The sequence below is a fragment of the Asticcacaulis taihuensis genome (genome assembly GCF_900100255.1).
Taxonomy (GTDB): domain Bacteria; phylum Pseudomonadota; class Alphaproteobacteria; order Caulobacterales; family Caulobacteraceae; genus Asticcacaulis; species Asticcacaulis taihuensis.
On the sequence record NZ_FMTS01000002.1, the window covers coordinates 140,473 to 165,544 of the forward strand.

Below are 25,072 nucleotides of genomic sequence, written 5' to 3' on the forward strand. Positions count from 1 at the left end.
CTATGGCCAAAAACCCCTCCCCTAAGGCGCCGCTGCTCGCCCTGAAAGACGTCCGCCTGATGGACGGCATGAACCCGCTGTTCGACGGCGTCGATATCGCGCTGGAGCGCGGCGTGCGCGCCTGTCTCGTCGGCAAGAACGGCGCCGGCAAATCGACCCTGATGCGCCTGATGTCCGGCCTGATCGAGGCTGATTCCGGCGAGCGCATCGTCAGCAACGGCATCCGTTACGCTTTCGTGCTTCAGGAGCCGGAGCCCAAGGGCGAGACCATCCTCGACTGGGCCTGTTCCGGCGGCGCCGAGCATTATACTGCCGAGGCCGAACTCTATGCCTTCGAGATCGATCCGAATGCACCGACCACCTCCATGTCCGGCGGGGAAAAGCGCCGCGCCGCGCTCGCCAAGGCGTTTGCCGAAGAGCCCGATCTGCTGTTCCTCGACGAACCGACCAACCACCTCGATATCTTCGCTATCGAAACCCTCGAAGACCGTCTGCGGTCTTTCCGCGGCGCCGCCCTGATCGTCTCCCACGACCGGACCTTCCTGGAGCGCACCACCCAGCGCTGTTTCTGGCTCTACGATAGAAAAGTCATGAAGCTGGATCAGGGCTATGCCGGCTTCGAGCCGTGGTCGGAACAGGTGATGAAAGACGCCGAGGAATCGCTGTCGCGCCTGCAAAAGGCGATCGAGCGCGAAACGAAAACCTTCTACTCCTCGATCACTGCCCGCCGCACGCGCAACGAAGGCCGCGCCGCCCGCCTGGCCGCCATGCGCGCCGACGCCACCGCCCGCCTGATGCAGCGCTCGAAAACGCTCGAAATGAGCATCGATTCCGGCGGCACTTCCGGCAAGCTTGTAGCCGAACTGAAGGGCGTCAGCAAGGCGTTCGGCGAACGCACCCTGCTGAAGAACTTCTCGACCCGCATCATGCGCGGCGATCGCCTGGCGATCGTCGGTCCCAATGGCGCCGGCAAGTCGACCCTGGTCAAGCTGCTGCTCGGCCAGATCCCGGCGGATTCGGGCGAGATCAAGCTCGGCACCAATCTCGAAGTCGCCTATCTCGACCAGGGCCGCGACGCGCTGAAGGGCGAGGAAACCCTGTGGGACGTGCTGGCCAATTCCGGCTCCGACCAGATCATGGTCCAGGGCACGCCGCGCCATGTCGCCGCCTATGCCAAGGATTTCCTCTTCCGCGAAAACCAGTTGCGCCAGCCGGTGAAGTCGCTCTCCGGCGGCGAGCGCAACCGCCTGCAACTGGCCCGCGCCCTGGCCAAGGCCACCAACCTGCTGGTGCTGGATGAGCCGACCAACGACCTCGACATGGACACGCTCGACCTGCTCGAAGACATGCTGGCCGATTACGACGGCACGCTGATCCTGGTCTCGCACGACCGTGACTTTATCGACCGCCTGGCCACTTCCACCCTGGCCCTGAACGGCAAGGGCGCGGCCGCCGAAACGCCCGGTGGCTGGCAGGACTTCATCCGCCAGAACCCGGACTTCTTCTCGGCGATTTCGCGCATGGAATCGATCAAGATCAAGGGCGAAGCGCCATCCGTGCTCTTTGAAAAGCCGGTGGAAGTGGCCACGCTCAGCAAGAAGCCGGCCGCCAAGCTCTCCTACAAGGACCAGAAGCGCCTGGAAGACCTGGAACGCCTGATGCCTGAATGGCAAGCCGAGATCGAAAAGCTGGAAGAAATTCTCAGCGATCCGAACCTCTATACCAGGGCGCCCAAGGCGTTCGAGCAGACCACCCGGCAACTGACCCACACCCGCACCTCACTGGAAAACGGTGAAATGGAGTGGCTGGAACTGGAAGAGAAACGCGCCGCCCTCGCCGGCTGATCTTTTGTACCTCCCCGACTTGTCGGGGTTTAGCGCAAGCGAAAGTGTAGCTTTCGCCAGCTATGGGACCGCGAGCGAAGCGAAGGGGTGGTGGGGTTTCTTACTCCTCCCGTCTTATCCACTTCCCGCAGTCACAACCAAAAATCCCCGCCTATTAGGTCTTAATTAAACTCACTGGCTTAAGCTTTCAGGGTTACAACCTGACGTACCGCGTGAAAGTCATCAAGCAAGCCATGACCAAGCCTGCCCGCCGCGCCTGTTCTCTGCTGCCCGCCGCCGCTCTTCTGACGGTGATTGCGGTGCCTTGCACGGCGCTCGCCAGTTCGTCCGGCCCCTATCTCAACTGGAACGCCAAGGCTCAGCCGGTTACGCAGGCGCCACCGCAGACCGAGCAGGTCCAGACCGCCACCGGCGCCTATCCCGTTCCGCCCTCGCCCTATGGCCAGGTCGGCGATCCTTGTGCCAAATCCTTACGCTGGCCCGCCAAACAGGCGCCGGCCGTGGCTTCGGTCTCCCCGCCGCCGCAGCCGGATTTCGCCCCGGTGCCGACCGCCTCCATACGCAATCCGGCGCCAGTTTCGGTGTCCCAGCCCGTGCCAATGACCGCGCCGAAGCCGGTGGCTGTGGTGCCCTTACCCGCCCCTGGGCCCGAACGCGAAGACCCCGGCCTGGCCGACGATCCCGACCTGACGCCCGAAGCGCCGGTCGCCGCACAGCCCTCACCGCCTCAAGCTGCCCGCAAGTCCGCGCCCGCTGTGGCGTCAGCGCCAACGCCTGCGCGCACCGAAACCGCGCCGCCCTCGGCCGCCGTCGCCTCAGCCCTCAGCACCGACGGCGCCTACGAAGTGCCCGCGACAAGCAAATACGCCGCCCGCATCGCCGCAGCCCGCGCCGCCCAACTGCCAACTGCCGAAGCGCCCAAAACCGGCAAGCCAGAGGCCAAACAGACCGCCACCGCACCGGAACCCGATGTCTCCCTGGCCTCGCAGGAAACCGACCACGTCTTCATTCCCGGCGAGCACTACACCACACCGGCCGACGAACCACGCCTTTACAGCCTGCATCGCCAGTACGGGATGCGCCCCGATCCGATCACCGTCACACCCGACGCCACCGGCGCGCTGCTGACCGTTTCGCCGGAAGAAGGCGGCGATCCGAACGATGACGATAAGGCCAATGATCGTACTGGCAGCGATACCGGCAAAAAATCCGACACCGATAAGAACTGATCGATACTCTCTAAACCTTCCCGCCAGCCAAAACCTTCTCAGCCAGAATGGCCCTCAAGGAAACAGAATGTCCCGCGTCCCGACCTCAGCCCTGACCGACCTGATCGAACTGGCCCAGGAGCCCTCGAGCACCAAGCGCCGCGAACTGCTGCGCCAGGTGACCGGTATCTTCATGACCAATCCGGAAGAGATCAGCGGACCGGAAATGGAACTCTATGACTCGGTGATGAGCCAGCTCACCGCCGATATGGAAACCCTGGTCCGCGCCGAAATCTCCACCACCATTTCCCAAACCCGCAACGCCCCGCTCGGCCTGCTGCGCCGTCTGGCCTCCGATGACATCGCCGTCGCCGAACCGATCCTGACCCGCTCGCAGGCGCTCAGCGAAACCGATCTGATGCACATCGTCTCGACGCAGGGGCAGGATCACCTGCGCGCCGTTTCCAGGCGCGACACGGTGCCGGAAAGCGTCTCCGGCGTCATCGTCAACCGCGGCGACGACACCACCCTGCACACCCTCCTCAGCAATGACGGCGCCCGCCTGTCTCGCGCCACCAACGAGCAGGTCATTCAGCGCGCCCAGGCCAATCCGGCCCTGCACGAAGTCGTGGTCAACCGCGCCGACATGCCGGTCGACCTGATGAACGACATGTATTTTGTCGTCGAGGCCCGCCTGCGCGAACGCATCATGCGCGAAAACGAAAAGCTCGACCCCGCCGTGCTCGAACAGGCCCTGTCAAAGGGCCGCGACAAGGTGGCCGTGGCCTATGGCAGCTTCCCGGACGACTATGAGAAGATCTTCGCCGAGGTCGAATCCTTACGCCGCAATTCGCGCCTGACCCCAACCCTGCTCGCCAAGTACATGCGCGATCCGAACCCGACCTATTTCCTCTGCGCCCTGGCGCAGATGGCCGATATCGATTTCCTGACCGCCCGCCACCTGGTCGAGAAAAAGGAAATCGACGCGCTCGCCATCGCCTGCAAGGCCGCCGATCTCGACAAGGCGCTCTTCCTGACCTACGCCATGATCATGCTGTCCGACCAGGAAAACGCCATGGGCAAGGCCAGCGAATACGGCCGGCTCTATACCGACCTGCCGCGCGACACGGCGCTTCGCACCATCCGCTTCTGGCGCCTCAGGCGCGCCGAAGGCCACGCCGCTTAATCGGGCCTTTGTCCCGATTAAGCTTTTTTCTTAAGAAGATACCTCGCATCAGGGCTAGGCGCCCCCCTCGGCGCGCAGTCGCGCTTGCCAAAAATGCGATTAGTCATCGCCTTTTGGAAATCCATCCTTATACCTCCCCAGTTTACTGGGGAGGGGGACCGCACGACGCGCGAAGCGCTAGATGCGGTGGTGGGGCTTCTTGCTTGCTTCCTTCCCCCCGCCTCCAGGCAAAAAAAAGCCGCGCTAAACAGCGCGGCCAGTTTACAGGGAGGAAACGCCCAGGAAGGGCAAAGACCTCGAACAAGGTCTAGGCCCTTCTTATAGCAGGCTGTTAGCGCTACCGCAAGAAAAAAATGACAGCGCTGTCATTTTTTTCGCTCACCCCTCTGCATTTGCGTGCAGGAACTTCGCCAGCGGTTCACGCAAGATCTGCGGCCCGGAAACCGCCGCCTCGAACAGGCGTTTCTGGATATCACGCGGCAGGTCGAACCAGCGCATGACCACTGCCGTGCCCAGGGCCTGGACCAGTTCGCGTTCATCTTCGCGCAGGTCGTGGCCGGCCGAAAGGTTCCAGGCCAGATATGGCTTGCCGCCGTCAGATGCCTTTTCCATCATACCGCCTCCAGACCACGCGGCCCCCAGGCGTCCGGCGGCGGCAGGGGTTCCGGCACGGGTATAGGCTCCTCGCCTTTGGGGACTGGCGATATGTCGGGCACATCGGGGGCCGGATCGGACACGGGCGGCGGCGGATCGTCCTGAATATGGGTTGCAGTCAGGGTCATGGTGATGCTCCCGGATAGATATCGGACAGCGCAACCTAGCACTCACACCGTAAAATCCGCAGACCACAAACCGGCAGCTAAATCAAAATTTCATAAATACAGGAAAAATCCCTTGTCCGTAAAACATATCCGCTTTTCACCAGACATCCGAAAAGCGAATACTTCCTGTCTATTTGCCATAGCGATAAGGCTTACAATCTCTTTACCACGGTTACCGGCCATATGGATGACAATCTTACGGACCGGAGCGTAGGGTCTGCGCCGTGCCCGGCGATACTGGGCACGGCATCAATCACACACACCCTAATGCCATCCCGCAGCCCCTGCGGGAAAAGGAGATACCATGCCCAGAAACAATGATGACCAACGCAATTCCCAATCCCGCGAACGCGACGAAGAGGGTCGCTTCACCAGCAATCCTGGTCGCTCATCCTCGCGCTATGACGATGACGACGACGATTACCGCACCCAGGGCCGCGACCGCGATGAAAACGGCCGCTTCACCAGTGGCCGCGACCGCTCCCAGGACGAGGACCGCGACTTTGAGGACTGGCACGCCTATGGCCATGCCCGCGGCTGGCACGCTCACCAGCAAGGCCGCCATGGTCAGGCCAACCGCAACCGTGATGAAGAAGGCCGCTTCACCCGTGGTGGGCGCGGCTCGCAAAATCGTGACGATGACCGCTCTTACGGGGCTACATCGGGACAAGGCCGCGGCTGGCACGGCGATCCGGAAGGCCATGCCCGCGCCGGCAGTATGAGCCACGGTGGCTCGCAAAGCCGTGGCCGCGATTATGACGACGATGATGATATGCGCGGTCGTGGTGCCACCAGCCGCGAACGCGACGACAACGGCCGCTTCGTCGGCAACCGCCACTAACAAGAGTCAGATACTTTTAAACTGAAGCTTTGCATCGAGTGCGCATAAGAAGCCCCACCACCACATCTCAGGCGCTACACGCCTTCGTGCGGTCCCTCCTTATTAGTTCCTCCCCGCTTGTCGGGGAGGGGGACCGCGCCATTCTTCACGGCGTGGTGGTGGGGTTTCTTGCTTCGACCCACACCATAACCATGTAGCCTGTCATTTTTTTGTGACCGCTCCCTGTCCTATAGTCATTTGGCTTGTCCGCGCATGATACCGTCATATAGGGTGCCGGCACTTACAGATGGGGGACGCCATGGACAGACGCACGCTTATTCGCACCGGCCTGGCCACCGCTCTGCTGGCCCCTTTAACCACACCTCGAATGGCCCTGGCCGCCGAGCCGCCGCTTATCCCCATCCGCACCGATCCGGCCCAGGTGTTCCGCACCACGGTCTGCCTGCGCCCTTTCCGCGCCAAAGGTCCGCGCATCGAAAGCGAAAGCGTCGGGCGCAAACAGGTCATCCATAATTACGGTCATGGCGGCAGCGGCTGGTCGCTCTCCTGGGGCTCGGCCGCAGAAGCCGTCTGGCTGGCCATGCAGTCATCGCCGCGAAAACTGGCGGTGATCGGCGCCGGGGCGCTTGGCCTGACCGCCGCCATCACCGCCCAGCGCGCCGGCGCCGAGGTCACCATCTATGCAAAGGAACGCTTTCCGTTTGTCCGCTCGGCGCGCGCCACCGGTATCTGGTCGCCGGATTCGCGCGTCGCGCAAACCACGGCCATGCCGGCTGATTTCCCCGTCCGCTGGGAACGCATGGCGCGCACCTCGGTCGCCCTGCACGAAAGCTATGTCGGCAGCGCCGGCAATCCGGTGGAATGGATCGATTATTACATCCTGCGCGATCCGGAACCTGAGTCCCTGCCAACCGCCCCTGAAGCCCCGGAAGCTTTTGACCCTGGTTTTGCCTCTCTGAACGATCGCCTTCAGGGCCTTATGCCGCATTCAGGTCCGGTAGCGCCCGAAACCACACCCTTTGCCGCCGCTCAAGTGCGCCGCGCCGCCAATCTGTCCTTCAATATCGCCGACTACGGTCGCCAGCTTGAGGCCGACTTCCTGCTGGCCGGCGGCCGGTTTGAACATATGGAATTTCATGAACCGTCCGACCTCTCCAGACTGAAGGAAAAGGTCGTCATCAACTGCACCGGCTATGGCGCCCGCGCCCTGTGGCGCGATGAAAGCGTCATCCCCGTGCGCGGCCAGATTGTCTGGCTGACGCCGCAGGAAGGCGTCCATTACGGCTTCTATTCTCACGGCATCGGCGTTCTGGCCCGCCGCGACGGCATAGTGGTGCAGGACTTCGGCCCCGACGAAGCCTTCGGCTGGAACGACGCCAATGAGACCGCCGATCCTGTGGCGGCACAAGCGACACTCGAAAAACTGAAGACGGTTTACCGGGCGTAGCGGGCTATTTCCACTGCCACATGGCAATATAATCCGGTCAATGAGCACCCTCATGGATTGCATCGGGGTACGGAATAACATACCTTTGTGTGCATAAGCTGCCGCACAGATCGAGCAGGACATCTTCCGGGGGGATCCACATGGCGTCACACAGCCAGATTTCGCGTCGTTTTTTTGTTGCGGCCCTGGGCGGCGTTTCCACGCTCAGCCTGTGGAACCGGGCCCTGGCCCAAAAAACCGGCACCCAAACGGCCGCCACTACCGCCGCACCACCGCCGCTTAACGTCTATGGCAAGCTGCCCGCGGTCGAAAAGGTGGCCCTGTCACCCGACGCCAAACGCATCGCCATGATCATGGAAAAGAACGGCGAACGTATTGTTTTCGATTACGATCTGAGCACCGGCAAGGCCGCCGCCGCCGCGATCGCCGGCGACAAGCTGCGGGAAGTCATGTGGGCGGATAACAGCCACGTCCTGATCGTCACCTCGAATACAGAGATCTATTACGGTAGCAAGTATGAGCAGTCCTATGGCCTGGTGCTGGACGTGCCCGCCGGCAAACGCATCCAGCTCTATGCCAACGTAACCGGCGTTCCCACCTCCATTGTCACCGGGGACTTTTACCGGATCAAGGCGGAAGACGGCTATCGCATCACCGCCTCCGGTTTCAAGCGCCCGGAGGGCATAGGTACGGCGGATGGCGGCAGCACGGCCACGGAGACCATTGATCGCTGCCTCTACGCCTTCGGCACCACCACCGGCCGCGGCTTCAAGCTCGATGTCGATTCACGCCCGGTGCAGGACTGGATCGTTCGCGCCGACGGCACGGTCGCCGCCAAGAGCGTTTATGATGACGACACCAAGAAATGGACCGTCAGCGTGAAAGGGGACAAGGGCTGGCAGACCCTGCTCAATGTCGACGCCAAATATGACATGCCGGGCCTATGGGGCCTGGGCCGCAATGCCCAGTCGGTCCTGATCAAATTCAACAGCGGCGAAGACACCGGCCGCTTCTTCGAATACGACTTCAGCGGCAACCGCTCGCCACTGGAGCTTAAGCGCAGCGACAATTACCCGATCTACCATCCGCAGACCTATCTGCTGGCCGGCTTCGGCAACAGCGGCTCGGCGGAAACCTGGACCTTCTACGACCCGGTGATGAAACGCCTGCCGGCCCTGATCACTGACGCCCTGCCCGGACAGCTCAACCAGATGCTCGCCTTTGCCGAGGACCCGCGCAAGGTGCTGGTTTTTACCGAGGGCGCGGGCGATGCCGGCACCTATTACTTCTTCGATTTCACCACCGGCGACTACAAGGAGATCGGCTCCGCCTATCCCGACCTGCCGGGCGACTGGGTGGCGCAGAAAGCCTATATCCAGTACAAGGCCGCCGACGGCCTGGATATCCCCGCCTGGGTCACCCTGCCGCCGCACCGCGAGGCGAAAAACTGCCCGCTCGTCGTCCTGCCGCACGGCGGTCCGGAAGCCTTTGACGCCGGGGAATTCGACTGGATATCCCAGGCCATCGCCTCGCGCGGCTATGTCGTGCTCCAGCCCAATTATCGCGGCTCATCCGGCTATGGCAAGGATTACACCGCGAAGGGCTACGGCGAATTCGGCCGCAAGATGCAGACCGACCTGTCCGATGGCGTGGCACATCTGGCAAAGGAAGGCATGATCGATCCGAAGCGGGTCGCCATTGCCGGCGGTTCCTATGGCGGCTATGCGGCCCTGGCCGGGGTGTCCCTGCAAAAGGGCATCTATAACTGCGCCGTGTCGATCTCCGGCCTTTCGAACCTCAAGACCTTCCTGGATTATCGCCGTGAGCGCGTAGGTTTCGATGGTGACAGCTACAGCATGTTGTACTGGAAGCGGTTCATGGGCGATGACAGCCGGCTGGCGGAAATTTCGCCAATCAACCATGTGGCCGATATCACGGCGCCGGTGATGCTGATCCACGGCAAGGACGATGTGGTCGTGCCGTTCGATCAGAGCCAGCAGATTTACGACGCCCTGAAGCGCGCCGGCAAGGATGTGGAACTGGTGGCGGCCGACCACGAAGACCACTGGCTGTCACGCGAGCCATCACGCGTCCAGACCCTCGAAGCCATGATGGGCTTCCTGCTGAAGCATAATCCGCCGGCATAAGCCCCTAAGCGAAAGGGATGGACCTTTCACTCCAAAAGTGATATCACTTTGATATAACTATGGAGGGCAAGATGACCGATGACAGCAGGCCCCTGAGCGAACTGGTGGCACAGGGTTGGGAAATTCTGAACTACAGTTCTTCGCACGACGCCACCAACGGCGCGATTGTCGAAAACTTCCTTCTGCGCAAACAGAAGATGCACCGGATCCTCAGCGTCCGGCCGAAGGTGCTCGGCAAGGGATTTGTCACTAAAGAAATTGATATTTAGGGGAGAGCGAACATGAACGAACAACCGATAAACAGTACCCGCGAACGCGCCGGCGAAAGCGGCAATGGCGGCGTCATGCTGCTGGTCTTCCTGGCGCTAGTGGCGGCGACCATCATCGCCCCCGTCATGCGGATGCCGCTGTGGGCCATACCGCCGGCCCTGACGGCGCTCTTCCTGCTGATGGGCTTCTATACCGTCCAGCCCAACCAGACCGTGGCGCTGACCGTCTTTGGCAATTACAAGGGCAGCGACCGCAATACCGGCCTGCGCTGGGTGCCCTTCTGGTATGGACGCCGTAAGGTGTCCTTACGGGTCCGCAATGTCACCAGCGAGGCCCTGAAGGTCAATGACCAGCGCGGCAATCCGATCGAGATCGCCGCCAATATTGTCTGGCATGTCGCCGATTCCGCCCAGGCTTTGTTCGATGTCGATGACTATGCCGCCTTCGTCAATATCCAGATCGAGACGGCCCTGCGCGAAACCGCCCGCCAGTATGCCTATGATCACGCCGATGACGGCCAGCCGACCCTGCGCGATGACGCCGATATCGTTGGCGCCCGGCTGAAGGAGGATTTGCAGGCACGCGTGGCGGTGGCCGGCGTGGCGGTCGATGAAGCCCACCTGATGCACCTGGCCTATGCGCCGGAAATCGCCGGCGCCATGCTCAAGCGCCAGCAGGCCGAGGCGGTCATCGCCGCCCGCCAGAAGATCGTCGCCGGCGCCGTCGGCATGGTCGAAATGGCCCTGGAGCAATTGTCGCAGCGCGGCGTCGTCCAACTCGACGAGGAGCGCAAGGCGTCGATGGTGTCAAACCTGCTGGTCGTGCTGTGCGCCGATCGTGAAGTCCAGCCGGTGGTCAATACCGGCACACTTTACGGCTAGAGGATAGATCCGATTTAATCGGATCTATCCTCTAGCCCTCTACTTTGACGCACTTTTTAATCCGAAAAGTGCGTCACACTTTTCGGAAAGTGCTCTAATGGCCTCGCCCGGCAAGAAAGCCTACCCCTTGCGACTGCCGCCGGAAGTGCTGGCGGCAGTCGAACGCCTGGCCGCGTCCGAACTGCGCTCGACAAATGCTCAGCTTGAAATGTTGCTGCGCGAAGCCCTGAAGACACGTGGCATCCGTCTGACACCGCCCGGCGCCGACGACGGTCATTGACTTGATCCTCGTGCCGCGCCTTAATCGACAAACCAATCCGGAGCCTGCCGATGCCGCCCGTCATTACCGCTTTTGAACGCTCCCCCGATGGTGGCCGAGGTCTCGCCCGCGATACGCGCGTGCGTTGGGCGCTGGAGGAAACCGGCCAGCCCTATGAGGTGCGTCATCTCTCCTTCGAGGCCATGAAGCAGCCCACGCATCTGGCGCGGCACCCTTTCGGCCAGATACCCACCTATGAAGACGGCGACCTTGTCCTGTTCGAGACCGGATCAATCGTTCTCCATATCGCCGAACAGCATTCCGTCCTGCTGCCACAGGATACCAATGCCCGCGCACGGGCCATCACCTGGATGTTCGCCGCAACCAATACGGTGGAACCGCCGATCCTTGACCTGGTGACCGCCCGGATTATCGAACGCGACAAACCCTGGGCCGAGGCACGTCTGCCCCTGGTCCAGGATCGCATCCGCGACCGACTGAAGCCCCTGTCCGTTCGTCTGGGCGACGGTGAGTGGCTTGATGGCGCCTTCAGCGCGGGCGACCTGATGATGGTGTCCGTCCTGCTCAGGCTGCGGCCATCGGGCCTGCTGGATGAGTTCCCCAGCCTCGCCGCCTACGTGGCGCGCGGCGAGGCCCGGCCCGCCTACCAGCGGGCGTACGCGGCGCAAAAGGCGGACTTCGAGGCCGCATCCGGAAAATCCGTCTAACCCTCGATCCGTTTCCAGTCGACGCCCTTGCAGATCAGGCCGCCCAGCACACAGCCGGTCGTGGTCATGGTATTTTCCGCCACCTGCATTTTCAGGCGGTAGTGCAGCTTTCGCTGCGGATCGTAAGCCCTGCCCGTCCATTTGCCGTCGCCCTGATCGGTGATCGTCATGACCAGCCGGTCGCCTGTTTTCTCATCCCTCGTGCCCGGCCGGATCCAGGTATTGACGGCGCAGATATCCTCGCCGCAGGGCGCGATACGCACCCGCGCCTTGCCGTCGCCGCGCGCCCAGTCGCCCTGTGGCGACATCGCCTGTGCCGAGGAGGTTATGCCCGCCAGGGCGAGCCCGGCCATCATCAGTATCAGTCGCATGTGTCGCTCCGGTTTAGCCAGCCACAGATACATACGCCGGCAACCGCGCACCGGATCAGGCGGAGATTTTTCAGCCTCCGGTGAACCGGCGACGCGCGCCCTCCGTAAATTTTGACAGGTCACACGGAAATACCTATGCTCCTGTCTTCAAATATTATCGTCCTGATCGGCCTCGCCGCCGGTGTCAGCCTCGTCATGATGGCGGCCACAGTGGTGCAGCTTGTCACCGGCAAGAGCGGCTGGATCGACACGCTGTGGACCTTCGCCGTGGGCGCCGGCGGGGTCGCGGCGGCCCTGTTGCCGACCGAAGGCGCCAATGACCTGCGCCGCCTCTGTGTCGGCCTGCTGGTTGCCGTCTGGGCCCTGCGGCTGGGTCTGCATATCGCCGCGCGGACACATGGAGGCGAGGACGATCCGCGCTACGCCGCCATAAAGGCTGATCACCCAAAGGACTGGCCGGTCTATCTTTTCGGCATGTTGCAGGCGCAAGCCATCGCCGCCTTTGTCCTCGTCCTGGCCGTGCGTTTCGCCGCCATCAACCCGGCGCCTTTCCCGGCCGTCACCGACCTGATCGGCATGGCCATATTGCTGGTCGCCTTTATTGGCGAAGGCGTGGCCGATGCTCAGCTCCGCGCCTTCGGCAAGACGCACAAAAAGGCGGTGGCCGATACCGGCCTGTGGCGCTGGTCGCGTCATCCGAACTATTTCTTCGAATGGCTGGGCTGGTGCGGCTGGGCAGTGATCGCGCTTTCCGGCCCGTTCGGCTGGCTGGCCCTGCTGGCGCCGGTCCAGATGTATATCCTGCTCGTTTACGTCTCCGGCATTCCGCCGCTCGAAAAGCACATGCGCGAAACCCGCGGCCAGGCATTCGATGACTACGCCGCCCGCACCTCCGCCTTCTTTCCCTTACCCCCAAAGAGCCGATCATGAACCTCGCCACCACGCTTGCCGAACGCGCCCCCCTGCCGAACGCCGTGACCCTGGCCGCCATCGATTTCCTGGTTGGGCGCAGCAAACGAAAGATCGCACAATCCGCCCTGCCGGAAGAGGCGTTCGTGGCCGCCATGAGCGATTACCCGATCGCTCTCCATACCGCGACAGCCAATGCCCAGCACTATGAAATCCCCGACCGTTTCTTCGGCTATATCCTGGGGGCGCGGCGCAAATATTCCTGCTGCCTCTACCCGTCGGAAGGCACCACGCTCGACGAGGCCGAGGTTCTGGCCCTGGAAGAGACCTGCCGCCACGCCGACCTGAAGGACGGCCAGACCATCCTCGAACTCGGCTGCGGCTGGGGCTCCCTGTCGCTTTACATGGCCGAAACCTATCCGAACGCCCGCATCATTTCGGTATCCAATTCGCATTCCCAGCGCGACTATATCGAACGCCAGGCGATCCTGCGCAAACTGACCAACCTGACGGTCCTCACCGCCGACATGAACGATTTCACCACGCACCTGATGTTCGACCGGATCGTCAGCGTCGAGATGTTCGAGCACATGTCGAACTGGCGCGAACTGCTGGCCCGCGCCCGTACCTGGCTGAAAGCGAACGGCGCCCTGTTCCTGCACGTCTTCACCTCGAAGGCGCATTCCTACCGCTTCAATCATGAGACGGACAGCGATGACTGGATCGGCAAATACTTCTTCACCGGCGGGATCATGCCGGCGCAGGATCTGCCGCATCGCTTCCCCGACCTGTTCACGGTCGAGGTCGAATGGCGCTGGTCGGGCGAAAATTATCGCCGCACCGCCATGGACTGGCTGGCGAATTTCGATGACAACCAGGCGCAGATCGAACCGATACTGAAATCCGTCTATGGCAAGGACGCTCATATCTGGCGCCGGCGCTGGCGGCTGTTCTTCCTGGCCACGGCCGGGCTGTGGGGCCATGCCGGCGGTTCGGAATGGGGCGTCGGCCATTATCGGCTGCGGCCGGTAACTTAAACTTTCCGTCTTCTCCCCTGCAAGGCGGAGGATGGTACAAGATCAGCTCACTCATACCTCCCCACCTCAGGTGGGGAGGGGGACCGTCCGGCGAAGCGTCTTCAGCGAAGCCGGATGGTGGTGGGGTTTCTTGTTTTTAGCTCACACCCTGCTCGCTCAGCGCTTCCACTTTCGCCTAGGCAAAGACCGACTTCGGAACATGGGTAATCCGACAGGCCAGATCGCCCTCACCCGACGCCACGATATAATGATCACCGCCGTCAACTATCCCCGTGGTAAACACCACGTCGCGGATATAGACCTGATCCTCGATGGGACGAGTGAGTTCCGGATCGGCCTCGATCAGCGGCACATGACTGGTGCGGAGGATCCGGCTCGGATCGTCCCTGTCGAGCAGCGACCAGTAGGTGCGGTAAATGCCGATAATCTCCTTCGGCTCGACACCATGCCACAGGCTGATCCACCCCTCAGGCGTCAGGATCGGCGGGGTGCCGCCGCCCATGCGCGCCGTCGCCACTGTCCCTGAATGCGGCCGGATGCCCGGCTTACGGTGCGGCTTCCAGTACAATCCGTCCTTCGATGTGGCCAGGTTGATCGAAGGCCCGGCACGCCACTCGCTGCCCGGCGGATAGGCGAAATAGAGGTCGCCAAGCGGCCGCGTCTGCGCCCAGTATTCGCCGCCAACCTCGCCCTCGAAGATCAGCATGTCCTTGTTCTGGTGATCGAGCACAATATCCTCGAAAACCCAGTCGAGACCATTCTGCGAACTGTAAAGCGTGGTCGACTGCCGCTCCGGGCTGATCGAACAGGTGGTCATCAGGAAACGGTCTTCCACCCGCGATATGCGCGGATCTTCTATGCCGTAACATTGCAGGCTGTTTTCCGGCGCCACCGCCTTGTCATAATGCATGGCTATGACCTCAAGCCCATCCGGCGACAGTTCGACCGGCAGGAGCCACGACAGCGAGGTCAGGGCGATGATCCGCCAGCCGCCGCCGCGCAGTTTGAATACCCGCGGGTCGGCCGTATCAACCAGGTCCAGCGGCCACGGATCGAGCCCGTACCGCCCCTCGTCCCAGCGGATGGAATGAACATGATTATCGAAGATCGGCGTCCGCAGCGCTTCGGCCACACGCACCATCATCAGCAGATTGCCATTGGCCAGCCGCGTCAGGCCGGGATTGAAGGCGCCCAGCACATAAGTCTCGGCATCAAGGTGACCAGCCAGGGGTGAGCGCGACAGGTCGATATCATCCGGCACAATGATCAGCCGGTCGGTCGCATATCGGCTCACCTCACCGGTCCTGTGTCATCGGCAATTGGGGTTTCACGCTCAAAGGCAAGCAGGTCTTCGTCGGTGTCATGCACAGCCACCACGCCCTCTTCCGGCATGTCGGCGGCATCGATATCGAACGCGGCGCCGCTGTGCAGATGATGGGCATCGTCAATGCCGGTCGGCACATATTCCGAACCGTGCCGTTCGCGGTTTTCCGGCGTAAACGGCAGGCCGGCGGCATCGGTCAGCGTGGTTTCACCCGGCTTCAGCACGCTGTCGCGCGCCAGGCCCTTTGATGTGGTTACGGTCATGGTCATGTCCTCCATTGCGCCCCTCCGGAATCTTCCGGCAAAAACGCATCAAGGGACAATATGTTTTACGCCTGTTCGCGCACGCGATCGAGCTGGGCCTGCGCGCCTTTCGACAGGCTCTTCAGATGCTGCTCGTCGAAGATTTCCAGCGCCGCTTCCAGCGCATAGGCCGCCTCGGCGCGTTCCATCATGAAGCCGGTGATGTCGCCGCGCGCCACATAGAGCCGCGCCAGATTGGTTTGCAGGATGGCCCAGCCCACCGGATCGTGCTCCGGCTTGCAGGCCCGCAGTTCGGCCTTGAAATCGGCCTCGGCCTGGTCGAGCGACTGGAGATCGCCCTTCAGCTCGGCATGTTTCGCCAGGCAGGCGGCGCGGTTGTTGATCAGTTGCCCGCGCAGGGACAGGCCCTTTTGCAGCGGCCGCTTCAGCGCCAGGTTATAGACCTGCATGGCCTTTTCATAGATCTGCTGGTTGAGCGTCAGTTCGGCCAGGGCCTGCAAGCCCATGGCCAGGGCCTGCTTGTGCGCCACCCAGTCGAGCGGCGAATGCTCGAAATCGACCGGTTCTTCCTCGGCGCTGAGCAGCGAAATACCTTCGGAGATGATGCCCGGATTGCCCTCGATCTCGCCCTTCCATACCATGGCGAGGCCCAGGCGCAGATTGACGCGCGACCAGGTGACCGGTTCATAGGCCGGATCGAAACGCGCCTGAAGCGCCTCGAAATCCTTGATCACCGCCGCCATCAGCGCCGGATCGCAACGATCCAGCCCCACCAGGGTCAGCAGATCAGCGCGTTCATAGCGGGCCTGCGCCGCCTCGATCTTGTCGGCAGCCGCATGGGTCTGCTGCACGCGCTTATCGGCGCGCTCGACGGCGCGATCGATATGGGACATGGCCAGAAGCGCCAGTTCGAGGTCTTCACCGACGCCCTGTTTCACCGCCAGGCGGGCGGCCAGTTGCGCCTCGACACGATTGAAACGGGCGCGAATGGCTTCGTCGTCCTGGATGGCGGCGCGGCCCCCGGCCAGCAGTTCCTCGGCCGAATTCAGCAAATCGTGGGTCTCATAGAGATCGGAAGAGAGGATGCAGGTCTGGGCCTGTTCCAGGGCGGCGATGGCGGCCTCAGCGGCGGTTTTGGCTTCCTTGCCAGCGTTTTCGGCGGCGGAGGCGGCGCGGCGCAACGCCACCGGATCACCGGTGCGGCGGCCATATTCGCGCCAGACCTGGGCGGCTTCGAGATAAGGAGCGAAGCGGTTCTTGGTCGAGACACGCCCGCCTTCGATATCGAGCTGGCGCCCTTGGGTGATCAGCAGTTGCAGGTTCATCAGTTCGTAGAGGCTGGGATCGGAATCGATCCGGCCGTGGTTACGAAAGATGCGCCTCAGTTCACGGCCAAATTCAAACATCGCTTGTCCATCGCTTCCGAAGCGAAAAGCGTATCAGGACGATACGCTCCGTTCGGCGTTTTCTGGACAATTGCAAAGGCAGTGCCGAAAGGGACGGTTATCCACGATTACGGCCGGCATGGCCAAGCGGAGCAAATGCCGGCACAATAGAGCGAAAGGAGATTAGAAATGACCGATGCGGGAAAAGAGATGCTGGCCGCCATACTGGCCATGGGGGTTCTGCATTTCACCATGATGATGTGGCTTTATATGTCCCGAATGCGGGCCTTCAAACTGGCCGGCGTAACGCCGGATACCGCCACCTTTGCCACCATGCGCAAGCTGCCAGACTGGGCGCTCAATCCCGCCGCCAATTACAACAACCTGACCGAGGCCCCGCCGCTCTTCTATGCCGTTGTCATCGTCATCGTACTGCTCGGCCAGGCGGATATGGTCAATGTGACGCTGGCCTGGCTCTATGTCGCCATCCGCGTGGCCCATTCGCTGTGGCAGTCACTGGTCAACCGGATCAGCATCCGGATGATGCTGTTCGCCGCCTCTTGGTTTGTGCTTGCGGCGATGATTGTGCGCAGCGGCTGGCAGGTGTTGACCTAATCTCCTCCCCTGCGAAGCGGGGGAGGTGTCAGCGCTAAGCCCGCAGGGCTGGTGTCGCTGACGGAGGGGGCACCCCATCATTCGCAACGCCCCCTCCGTCTCGACGCGCTTCGCTTGCTCGACACCTACCCCGTACGCTGCGCTACAGGGGAGGAGAAAACCTACCCCCGCTCTTTCGTCCGCTGGAACGACACATCCGGGAAGCGTTCGGCGACGTAATTAATCTCCCAGCCCGACTTGCCGAGGAAAACCGGCGCCTCGTCGATATCGGCGCCCATCTGCGAGCGGTATTTGGAGGCGAAGTCCTCGATCTTGGCCGCATCGCCGCCCAGCCAGCGCGCTTCGGCGTAAGGCGACGGCTCGAACACGCATTCCAGGCCATATTCGTTGGCCAGGCGGTCGGCCATGACCTCGAACTGAAGCTGACCCACGGCGCCGACGATAAAGTCAGACCCGATCGACGGGCGGAATAACTGCGTCACGCCCTCTTCGGCCAGGGATTCCAGCGCCTTTTTCAGGTGTTTGGCCTTGAGCGGATCTTTCACGCGCACGCGCTGGAGGATTTCCGGCGCGAAGTTCGGCAGGCCGGCAAAGCGCACCGTGCCGCTTTCGGAGAGTGAGTCACCGACGCGCAGAACGCCATGGTTCGGAATGCCGATGACGTCGCCGCCAAAGGCATCCTCGGCCAGTTCGCGGTCGGAGGCGAAGAACATGATCGGCGCATTGACGCTGAGTTGTTTGCCGGTGTTCTGAACCTTCAGCTTCATGCCGCGCTGGAACTTGCCGGAGGTCAATTTCAGCATGGCGATGCGGTCGCGGTGGTTCGGGTCCATATTGGCCTGGACCTTGAAGACGAAGCCGGTGACTTCCTTCTCGGTCGGGCTGACCACCGTATCGACGCCGGCCTTGGTGGCCTTGACCACCTTCGGCGGCGGCGCGAATCCACCAATCGCTTCCAGAAGCTGGTTGACGCCGTAGTGCCGCAAGGCCGAGCCAAAGATCACCGGCGTCATATGGCCTTCGAGGAAGCTTTCCTCATCAAAACTCTTGAAGCCGCCCTGGATCAGTTCGGCCGTCTCGGTCAGTTCGTCGCGTTCGTCGGCGGAAAGCCAGCCCTTGGCGACCGCCTCATCGAGCGGGGCCGGCCCTTCGTGGCCCTGATCGTATTCGGCGCCGCTGTCCCGCTTGGTGAAGGGATAAAAAAGGCCGGTCTTCAACTCCAGCATCCCGCGGAACCGGTTGCCCGAACCGGCCGGCCAGTAGAGCGGCGACGGGTCGAGTTGCAGCTTTGAGGCCACTTCATCGAGCAGGGCCAGGGCGTCCTCGGCCTCGCGGTCCATCTTGTTGATGAAGGTAATGATGGGGATGTCGCGCAGACGGCACACCTCGAACAGCTTGAGCGTCTGCGGCTCGATGCCCTTGGCGGCGTCGAGCACCATGACGGCGGCATCGGCGGCGGTCAGCGTCCGGTAGGTGTCTTCCGAAAAGTCTTCGTGGCCCGGCGTATCGAGCAGGTTGAACATCTTTCCGTCGTGCTCGAAGGTCATCACCGACGAAGACACCGAGATGCCGCGTTCCTTTTCGATCTTCATCCAGTCGGAGCGCGTGCGGCGGTTTTCGCCACGGGCGCGCACCTGGCCGGCGGCGCGGATCGATCCACCGGCTAACAGTAGGTGCTCGGTCAGGGTGGTCTTACCGGCGTCCGGGTGCGAGATGATGGCGAAGGTGCGCCGGCGTGGGGCTTCGGTTTCGGGGGTGTTTGACATGGCCGGAGGCGTTAGCCGTTTGGGGGATAAATGTCAAAGTAAGAAACCCCACCACCGCATCTCAGCCTTCGGCTTTGTGCGGTCCCCCTCCCCGGCATAGCCGGGGAGGTATAAGAAAGCTCATTCCTAAATTATACCTCCCCAGTTTTACTGGGGAGGGGGACCGCAAGCGAAGCGAAGTGGTGGTGGGGTTTCTTGCTTTTACGTTTTCCGTCGCCACATCAGCAGCCCAAGCAATCCAAGCCACATCACCACCATAATCTGCGCAAAGACGTCACTGATGCGGCTATAGAGCGTATGGCCCTTCCCTGTCGGCAGATCACCAACCAGCATGGATGGTCCTTTTATCGTGCGCTTCTCTGCAATGATGCGGCCCTTGGAATCACTCAGCGTCATCAAACCCTGCGAGGCCGACCGCGCCAGCGAGAAACCGTTCTCAACCCCGCGCACCACCGCCATGCGGCCATGCAGATAACGGTCGCGGTCGAAATCCCACGCCGGCACCAGCATAAGTGCCACATCCCGCTTACCGTAGAGACGCAGGTCGGAAGCAAAATCCATGTCCTTGCAGATGGCGATCCCACCCGGTTGCCCGCCGATATCAGTCGCCAGCTCGGCATGACCCGGCCGGTATTCCGCTTCCAGACCCGGCACCATGCGCTTCTTGAGATAGAAACGCGTGTTCGCGCCTTCATAAAGCGCCGCGATATTCAGCCGTCCTCCCTTCACCGGACCATGGAGCCCCGCGACAATGACGCTATTTGAAGTCAGTTGCGTGCCCGCCGCCAACATCTTTTCCGGCAGGACAATGGCAGCGGGCTTTTGCGCGGCAGCTTGCATAATCTGCGCATTGAAAGCTGCCGCGATTTCGCCATTGGCTTCGGGATGATCATATATCCGCCCGGCATAGCGGTCATCGCTTAGCAGGGCGATCTTCACCGAGGGTCCGGGCGGCTGAGCCAGTTGCCAGAAACCATAGACCAGCGCCAGCACGACCGGCACGCCCCAGGCGGCCAATGTGGCCATATCTCGCGGCTTGAGGCATAGGACGGCCAATCCGGCCGGAATGACCGCCGCCAGAAAGCTCAGCCCCGCGATCCCGGCCAGGGACGCCGTTTGCAGCAAGGGCAGGACATCGACCAATGTGTAGCCCAGCGCACCAAAACTGCCATTGGGCGACACCAGGCCATAAAGATATTCGATAGCGGCGGTCATGGCCGCGAAACCAATGACGGCAGCGGCCGGTGATAGGCGGTGATACAGCCCGCGCATAAACACCACCACCAGGGCGAATACCAGGGCCTGATACACCGCCAAACCATAGATCAGCGGCAGGACGCGGCCATAGAACCAAATCGGTCCCGCCTCGCCTATCAGACCGGCAATGAAGGCCAGACCAAAGACCAGAAAAGCTTTCGGCGCGCGCAGGGCAAAGACGAGCAACGGCACCGGCGCCACCAGCACCAGCCAGCCGAATTGTCCGGTATCACGGCTCACCGCCAGTAAAGCCCCCGATAGTAAAGCCGCGCCTATGCCCCATTTCATTGCCCGTCTCCCTTGAGATATATTCGTTCCGCCGAGCGCAAACACAGCGCGGTGAATTCCGGCCGCGACAGGTTAAACCGGCCGGAGCGATGTAGCCCCACCAGCCCCTGCAATACGCCCCAGACCGCCATGGCCAGTTCCAGCGGCGGCCCTGTGCGCACCAGCCCCGCCGCCTGGCCTTCAGCAATACGCTGCGCGAAGCCGCCGATCACCGGCGAGCGACCGGCTTCGAAATCTTCCGGATAGATGCGTTCGGCGCGCGTCTTCAGCACGAAGGCGGCATCAAACAGGGCCGGCTCATCAAGTGCGTAGTCGACAAAGGCCGTCGCCATCGCCTCGAAGCCCGCAAGCAATGGCAAATCCGCCATCGCCTGAATGCGGCTTTGCCACCGGCCCAGAGCATATTCACCGAGGGCCTGCAACAGGGCGGCCTTGTCAGCGAAGTGACGATAGACCGCCATCGGGGTGATCCCCGCCTTCTGGCCGACAGCGCGCAGGCTCAAGGACTCCAACCCTTTGGCTTCGAGTTCGGCGATGGCAATGGTCAGGATGCGGTCTCGTGTCGTCATGTATACGGCGTATACTTTAACGCCTCACATGGCAAGCGTTCAATTTCGTCCCTAAAAACAACGCAGCCGCGATAATCGGATAAAATTCAGACTTTGGTAAGATTGTGGCAACGGTCCCTTAACCAAAGCTGTTCACTATGGCTCGTGAAAAGCCCTGCCCGGAGTCTCATTTCCGGCGGGGCGAGCAGTAAACACGGGGTATGTTGTGGACGACTTAATTGCTGAATTCCTGACCGAAACCGCTGAAAGCCTTGAGGTCGTCGATAGCGAACTGGTCAAGTTCGAAGCCAACCCCACCGAGCGCAAGACGCTCGACAACATTTTCCGCCTGGTCCACACGGTCAAGGGCACCTGCGGCTTCCTGGGGCTGTCGCGCCTCGAAGCCGTGGCCCATGCCGGCGAAACCCTGCTCGGCCGCTTCCGTGACGGCAAGCTGGAAGTCACGCCACTGGCCGTGACCCTGGTTCTGCACTCCATCGACCGCATCAAGGTGATCCTGGCCGGCCTGGAAGCCACCGGCAACGAGCCCGATGGCGACGACCACGATCTGATCAGCCAACTGGAAGCCATGGCCGAGGGCCAGGAAGTCGATCTGTCCACCGTCAAGACCGTCGAAGTGCCGGATCGCCCGATCGGCGCCGAAATCGACGCCGCTGAAATCACCGCGCCGGCGCTCGGTGTCGGCGATATCGATCCCGCCACCGGCCGCGCCCTGCGCCCCGGCGAAGTCTCCGAAGCCGAACTGGAAGCCGCCTTTGCCGCCGCAGATGGCCCCGAAGATGGCCTCAAGCCGGGCGACATCGATCCCGCCACCGGCCGCCAGTTGCGCCCCGGCGAAGTCTCCGAAGCCGATCTCGAAGCCGCTTTCGCCGCCGCCGAGGCGCCGGACTGGATGAACGATTCGGCGCCGGAACCGGTCGCCGAAGTGAAAGCGGAGCCGGTCAAGGCACCTGAGCCGGTCAAGGCCGCAGCACCCGTCGCCCCGAAGACACCCGCCGCGCCCGAACCGGCCCCTTCGCTTGGCGGCGAAGATGCGCAAGGCATCGCCACCACGCAATCGATCCGCGTCTCGGTCGATGTGCTCGAAGGACTGATGACCCTCGTTTCGGAAATGGTGCTGACCCGTAACCAGCTCCTCCAGATTTCCAGAAATCGTGAAGATTCCGCCTTCGCCACCCCGCTGCAACGCCTCTCGACGCTTACCGGCGAGTTGCAGGACAGCGTCATGAAGACCCGGATGCAGCCGATCGGCGCGGCGTGGAAAAAACTGCCCCGCCTTGTGCGCGATCTTTCCTACGAACTCGGCAAGAAGATCGACCTCGTCATGGAAGGCGAAGGCACCGAACTCGATCGCCAGGTGCTGGAACTCATCCGCGACCCGCTGACCCACATGGTGCGCAATTCGGCCGACCACGGCCTGGAAGGCACACAGGAGCGTATCGACCTTGGCAAGCCGGCCAACGGCACCATCAAGCTGGCGGCCTTCCACGAAGGCGGCTACATCGTCATCCGCATCGCCGATAACGGCCGCGGCCTGAATACCGCCCGTATCCGCGAAAAGATCATCGAAAAGGGCCTGGCCTCGCGCGGCGAAGTCGAGGGCATGAATGATCAGCAGATTCACCGCTTCATCTTCGCGCCCGGCTTCTCGACGGCGGCGGCGGTCACCAACCTCTCCGGCCGCGGCGTCGGCATGGACGTGGTGCGCACCAATATCGAGCAGATCGGCGGCCAGATCGACCTGAATTCGGTGGCCGGCCAGGGCACCACCTTCACCATCAAGATTCCGCTGACCCTGGCCATCGTCTCGGCCCTGATCGTCGGCGCCGGCGCCCAAAAATTCGCCGTGCCGCAGACCTCGGTCATGGAACTGGTCCGTACCGGACAAAACGCCGAGCACCGGATCGAAAAGATCAATGACGCACTCGTCCTGCGCCTGCGCAACAAACTGCTGCCGCTGGTCCAGCTTGGCCCGACGCTCCAGCTTGAGGCGGCGAAGGACGAAGACGCCACCTTCGTCATGGTCATCCAGGTCGGTGAGCGCCGCTATGGCCTGGTCGTCAATGACGTGCTGGATACGGAAGAAATCGTCGTCAAGCCGCTGGCCACCATCCTGCGCGATGTCGATGTCTTCTCCGGCGCCACCATCCTGGGCGATGGCTCGGTCGTGCTGATCCTCGATCCGAATGCCATGTCTGAGCGCGCCGGCAACATGCTGGAAGAAAAGGCCGCCGAGGAGACGGAAGAGACCATCACCGACGCCGGCAGCCAGAAGGTCGCCATGCTGCTCTTCAAGGCCGGCAACGGCGCGCCGAAGGCCGTCGAACTGGAGCATATCACGCGCCTCGAACATGTCGAATCGTCGCAGATCGAGATCATGGAAGGCCGCGCCGCCCTGCAATATCGCGGCAAGCTGATGCCGATCCTGACCGTCAACAGCGATTTCTCCGGCCTGATCTCGGCCCACAGCGACGAAACCCACATCCAGCCCCTGCTGGTCTTCACCGGCGAAGGCTATGCCATGGGGCTGGCGGTCGATGAGATCGTCGATGTCGTCGAAGACCACATGACCATCGAGCTGTCGGCCGATCGTCCGGGCGTTCGCGGCACCGCCATTGTGGCCGGTCGCGCCTGCGAAATCCTCGATGTCGATTATTACCACCTGCGCGGTCTGGCCGAACACCAGCGCCAGCCCGCCCATTCCAGTGAAAAGGCCGTCGCATGAGCCTGCGTGATTATGTAACCCTCCGCGTCGGCGGCCAGCTTTTCGGTGTCGATGCCGCCCGCGTCCACGATGTCTTCCATCCGCGCGGCCTGACGCCTGTGCCTTTGTCGCGCTCGGAAATCGCCGGCGTGCTCAACCTGCGCGGCCGCATCGTCACCGCGGTCTGCGCCCGCCGTCGCTTAGGCTTGCCGCCCCGCGAAGAGGGCGCGCCTGAGCCGCTGGCCATTGGCCTGGAAGTGCATGGCGACAGTTACGGCCTCGTTATCGACTCGGTCGATGAAGTGCTGAAGCTCGATGATGAAAAGTTCCACGCCCCTCCCGGCAACCTTCCCCCGCGCTGGGCAGAAATAATCGTCGGCGTTTATCAATTGGAAAAGGAACTTCTGATAGTGTTGGACCCACACACGCTTTTGGATGCCGCACATCTGAAGGCCGCATAAACGCCTTTTAGAATATTAGGGGAAAACAGGATGAAAACCTGTCTCGTTGTCGATGATAGCCGCGTGATACGCAAGGTCGCCAGACGCATCCTGGAAAACCTGCAATTCGAGGTCTCCGAGGCCAATGACGGCCTCGAAGCGCTTAAATCCTGCAAGGAAAAGATGCCCTCCGCCATCCTGCTCGACTGGAACATGCCGGTCATGGACGGGATCACCTTCCTGCGCCAGTTGCGCAAGGAAGACGGCGGCAAGGCCCCTGTCGTGGTCTTCTGCACCACCGAGAACGACCTGGCTCACATTACCGAGGCCCTGACCGAAGGCGCTTCTGAATACATTATGAAGCCGTTCGACGGTGAGATTCTCGAAGCCAAGTTCTCGGAAGTCGGCCTGCTGTAATATCTCTTTTGACGGCTCTGGAAGCGCCCCAAGGCGGGCGCTTTCAGGGAGTAAACGCCCAATAAAAAAGTATTCGCGTATTCATTTTTTCCGGC

25 protein-coding genes are annotated in these 25,072 nt (G+C 62.1%); 16 read left to right on the top strand and 9 right to left on the bottom strand.

Annotation, left to right across the window (positions count from 1 at the left end; all coding sequences use genetic code 11):
* Positions 1-2 precede the first annotated feature (2 nt).
* The 3 genes from BLO49_RS07415 (at position 3) to BLO49_RS07425 (ending at position 4,238) form a co-directional block, all read left to right on the top strand.
* On the top strand, positions 3-1,844 hold the full coding sequence (locus tag BLO49_RS07415; RefSeq protein WP_090647325.1) for an ABC-F family ATP-binding cassette domain-containing protein: 1,842 nt from the start codon (positions 3-5) through the stop codon (positions 1,842-1,844).
* 233 nt (positions 1,845-2,077) lie between these two features.
* Positions 2,078-3,073, top strand: a complete 996-nt coding sequence (locus BLO49_RS07420; protein ID WP_139159641.1) for a hypothetical protein — start codon at positions 2,078-2,080, stop codon at positions 3,071-3,073.
* A 67-nt stretch (positions 3,074-3,140) separates the two neighbouring features.
* The gene (locus BLO49_RS07425; RefSeq protein WP_090646517.1) at positions 3,141-4,238 is read left to right on the top strand and encodes a DUF2336 domain-containing protein; all 1,098 of its coding nucleotides are present in this window, start codon (positions 3,141-3,143) and stop codon (positions 4,236-4,238) included.
* 378 nt (positions 4,239-4,616) lie between these two features.
* On the opposite strand, the gene BLO49_RS07430 is transcribed toward BLO49_RS07425, so the two are convergent.
* Together BLO49_RS07430 and BLO49_RS18390 are read right to left on the bottom strand one after the other, a co-directional pair.
* The gene (locus BLO49_RS07430; protein ID WP_090646519.1) at positions 4,617-4,850 is read right to left on the bottom strand and encodes a hypothetical protein; all 234 of its coding nucleotides are present in this window, start codon (positions 4,848-4,850) and stop codon (positions 4,617-4,619) included.
* Positions 4,850-5,020, bottom strand: a complete 171-nt coding sequence (locus tag BLO49_RS18390; protein ID WP_170828250.1) for a hypothetical protein — start codon at positions 5,018-5,020, stop codon at positions 4,850-4,852. Before BLO49_RS18390 ends, BLO49_RS07430 begins: the two co-directional genes overlap by 1 nt.
* A gap of 343 nt (positions 5,021-5,363) precedes the next feature.
* Between BLO49_RS18390 and BLO49_RS07435 the strand changes: the two genes are divergently transcribed.
* From BLO49_RS07435 to BLO49_RS07465, 7 genes are all read left to right on the top strand, one after another.
* Complete coding sequence (locus tag BLO49_RS07435) at positions 5,364-5,900, top strand: hypothetical protein (protein ID WP_090646522.1); 537 nt, start codon at positions 5,364-5,366, stop codon at positions 5,898-5,900.
* 298 nt (positions 5,901-6,198) lie between these two features.
* Complete coding sequence (locus BLO49_RS07440) at positions 6,199-7,347, top strand: FAD-dependent oxidoreductase (RefSeq protein WP_090647328.1); 1,149 nt, start codon at positions 6,199-6,201, stop codon at positions 7,345-7,347.
* 140 nt (positions 7,348-7,487) lie between these two features.
* Positions 7,488-9,494 carry an alpha/beta hydrolase family protein gene (locus BLO49_RS07445; RefSeq protein WP_090646524.1) on the top strand — a complete coding sequence of 669 codons (2,007 nt, stop codon included), beginning with the start codon at positions 7,488-7,490 and terminating at the stop codon, positions 9,492-9,494.
* Between the two features lie 71 nt (positions 9,495-9,565).
* A complete protein-coding gene (locus tag BLO49_RS07450; protein WP_139159642.1) occupies positions 9,566-9,763 on the top strand; it encodes a hypothetical protein in 198 nt (65 codons plus the stop codon).
* Positions 9,764-9,775: 12 nt separating this feature from the next.
* Positions 9,776-10,645, top strand: coding sequence for an SPFH domain-containing protein (locus BLO49_RS07455; RefSeq protein ID WP_090646529.1), 870 nt, complete (start codon positions 9,776-9,778; stop codon positions 10,643-10,645).
* A 97-nt stretch (positions 10,646-10,742) separates the two neighbouring features.
* The gene (locus tag BLO49_RS07460; RefSeq protein ID WP_090646532.1) at positions 10,743-10,925 is read left to right on the top strand and encodes a type II toxin-antitoxin system antitoxin; all 183 of its coding nucleotides are present in this window, start codon (positions 10,743-10,745) and stop codon (positions 10,923-10,925) included.
* A 50-nt stretch (positions 10,926-10,975) separates the two neighbouring features.
* The gene (locus tag BLO49_RS07465; RefSeq protein ID WP_090646535.1) at positions 10,976-11,632 is read left to right on the top strand and encodes a glutathione S-transferase family protein; all 657 of its coding nucleotides are present in this window, start codon (positions 10,976-10,978) and stop codon (positions 11,630-11,632) included.
* Here BLO49_RS07465 and BLO49_RS07470 read toward each other — a convergent pair.
* The gene (locus BLO49_RS07470; RefSeq protein ID WP_090646537.1) at positions 11,629-12,003 is read right to left on the bottom strand and encodes a DUF2147 domain-containing protein; all 375 of its coding nucleotides are present in this window, start codon (positions 12,001-12,003) and stop codon (positions 11,629-11,631) included. The genes BLO49_RS07465 and BLO49_RS07470 overlap by 4 nt on opposite strands.
* A gap of 135 nt (positions 12,004-12,138) precedes the next feature.
* On the opposite strand from BLO49_RS07470, the gene BLO49_RS07475 reads away from it, so the two are divergent.
* Together BLO49_RS07475 and BLO49_RS07480 are read left to right on the top strand one after the other, a co-directional pair.
* On the top strand, positions 12,139-12,933 hold the full coding sequence (locus BLO49_RS07475; protein WP_090646540.1) for a DUF1295 domain-containing protein: 795 nt from the start codon (positions 12,139-12,141) through the stop codon (positions 12,931-12,933).
* Entirely contained in the window at positions 12,930-13,949 is a 1,020-nt protein-coding gene (locus tag BLO49_RS07480; RefSeq protein WP_090646543.1) for an SAM-dependent methyltransferase, read from the top strand. Before BLO49_RS07475 ends, BLO49_RS07480 begins: the two co-directional genes overlap by 4 nt.
* Positions 13,950-14,124: 175 nt before the next feature.
* Here BLO49_RS07480 and BLO49_RS07485 read toward each other — a convergent pair whose 3' ends face one another.
* From BLO49_RS07485 to BLO49_RS07495, 3 genes are all read right to left on the bottom strand, one after another.
* Positions 14,125-15,243 (bottom strand): glycoside hydrolase family 130 protein, encoded by a 1,119-nt coding sequence (locus BLO49_RS07485; protein WP_090646545.1) that lies wholly within the window; start codon positions 15,241-15,243, stop codon positions 14,125-14,127.
* Positions 15,240-15,536 carry a hypothetical protein gene (locus BLO49_RS07490; protein WP_139159643.1) on the bottom strand — a complete coding sequence of 99 codons (297 nt, stop codon included), beginning with the start codon at positions 15,534-15,536 and terminating at the stop codon, positions 15,240-15,242. The genes BLO49_RS07485 and BLO49_RS07490 overlap by 4 nt, the downstream gene beginning before the upstream one ends.
* Positions 15,537-15,601: 65 nt before the next feature.
* Positions 15,602-16,942 (bottom strand): hypothetical protein, encoded by a 1,341-nt coding sequence (locus BLO49_RS07495; protein ID WP_090646551.1) that lies wholly within the window; start codon positions 16,940-16,942, stop codon positions 15,602-15,604.
* 168 nt (positions 16,943-17,110) lie between these two features.
* Here BLO49_RS07495 and BLO49_RS07500 point away from each other — a divergent pair, with 168 nt between their 5' ends.
* Positions 17,111-17,536: an MAPEG family protein gene (locus BLO49_RS07500; protein WP_090646553.1), complete on the top strand. Its 426-nt coding sequence runs from the start codon at positions 17,111-17,113 to the stop codon at positions 17,534-17,536.
* 161 nt (positions 17,537-17,697) lie between these two features.
* Here BLO49_RS07500 and BLO49_RS07505 read toward each other — a convergent pair whose 3' ends face one another.
* From BLO49_RS07505 to BLO49_RS07515, 3 genes are all read right to left on the bottom strand, one after another.
* Entirely contained in the window at positions 17,698-19,302 is a 1,605-nt protein-coding gene (locus tag BLO49_RS07505) for a peptide chain release factor 3 (RefSeq protein WP_090646556.1), read from the bottom strand.
* Between the two features lie 201 nt (positions 19,303-19,503).
* Positions 19,504-20,847 carry a hypothetical protein gene (locus BLO49_RS07510; protein WP_090646558.1) on the bottom strand — a complete coding sequence of 448 codons (1,344 nt, stop codon included), beginning with the start codon at positions 20,845-20,847 and terminating at the stop codon, positions 19,504-19,506.
* Positions 20,844-21,416: a TetR/AcrR family transcriptional regulator gene (locus BLO49_RS07515; RefSeq protein WP_090646560.1), complete on the bottom strand. Its 573-nt coding sequence runs from the start codon at positions 21,414-21,416 to the stop codon at positions 20,844-20,846. Before BLO49_RS07515 ends, BLO49_RS07510 begins: the two co-directional genes overlap by 4 nt.
* A 205-nt stretch (positions 21,417-21,621) precedes the next feature.
* Here BLO49_RS07515 and BLO49_RS07520 point away from each other — a divergent pair, with 205 nt between their 5' ends.
* From BLO49_RS07520 to BLO49_RS07530, 3 genes are read left to right on the top strand one after another with little or no spacing between them, the layout of a single operon-like run.
* Positions 21,622-24,141 (top strand): chemotaxis protein CheA, encoded by a 2,520-nt coding sequence (locus tag BLO49_RS07520; RefSeq protein WP_090646561.1) that lies wholly within the window; start codon positions 21,622-21,624, stop codon positions 24,139-24,141.
* Entirely contained in the window at positions 24,138-24,581 is a 444-nt protein-coding gene (locus BLO49_RS07525; protein WP_090646563.1) for a chemotaxis protein CheW, read from the top strand. Before BLO49_RS07520 ends, BLO49_RS07525 begins: the two co-directional genes overlap by 4 nt.
* A gap of 30 nt (positions 24,582-24,611) precedes the next feature.
* Complete coding sequence (locus BLO49_RS07530) at positions 24,612-24,977, top strand: response regulator (RefSeq protein WP_090646565.1); 366 nt, start codon at positions 24,612-24,614, stop codon at positions 24,975-24,977.
* Positions 24,978-25,072: the final 95 nt, after the last annotated feature.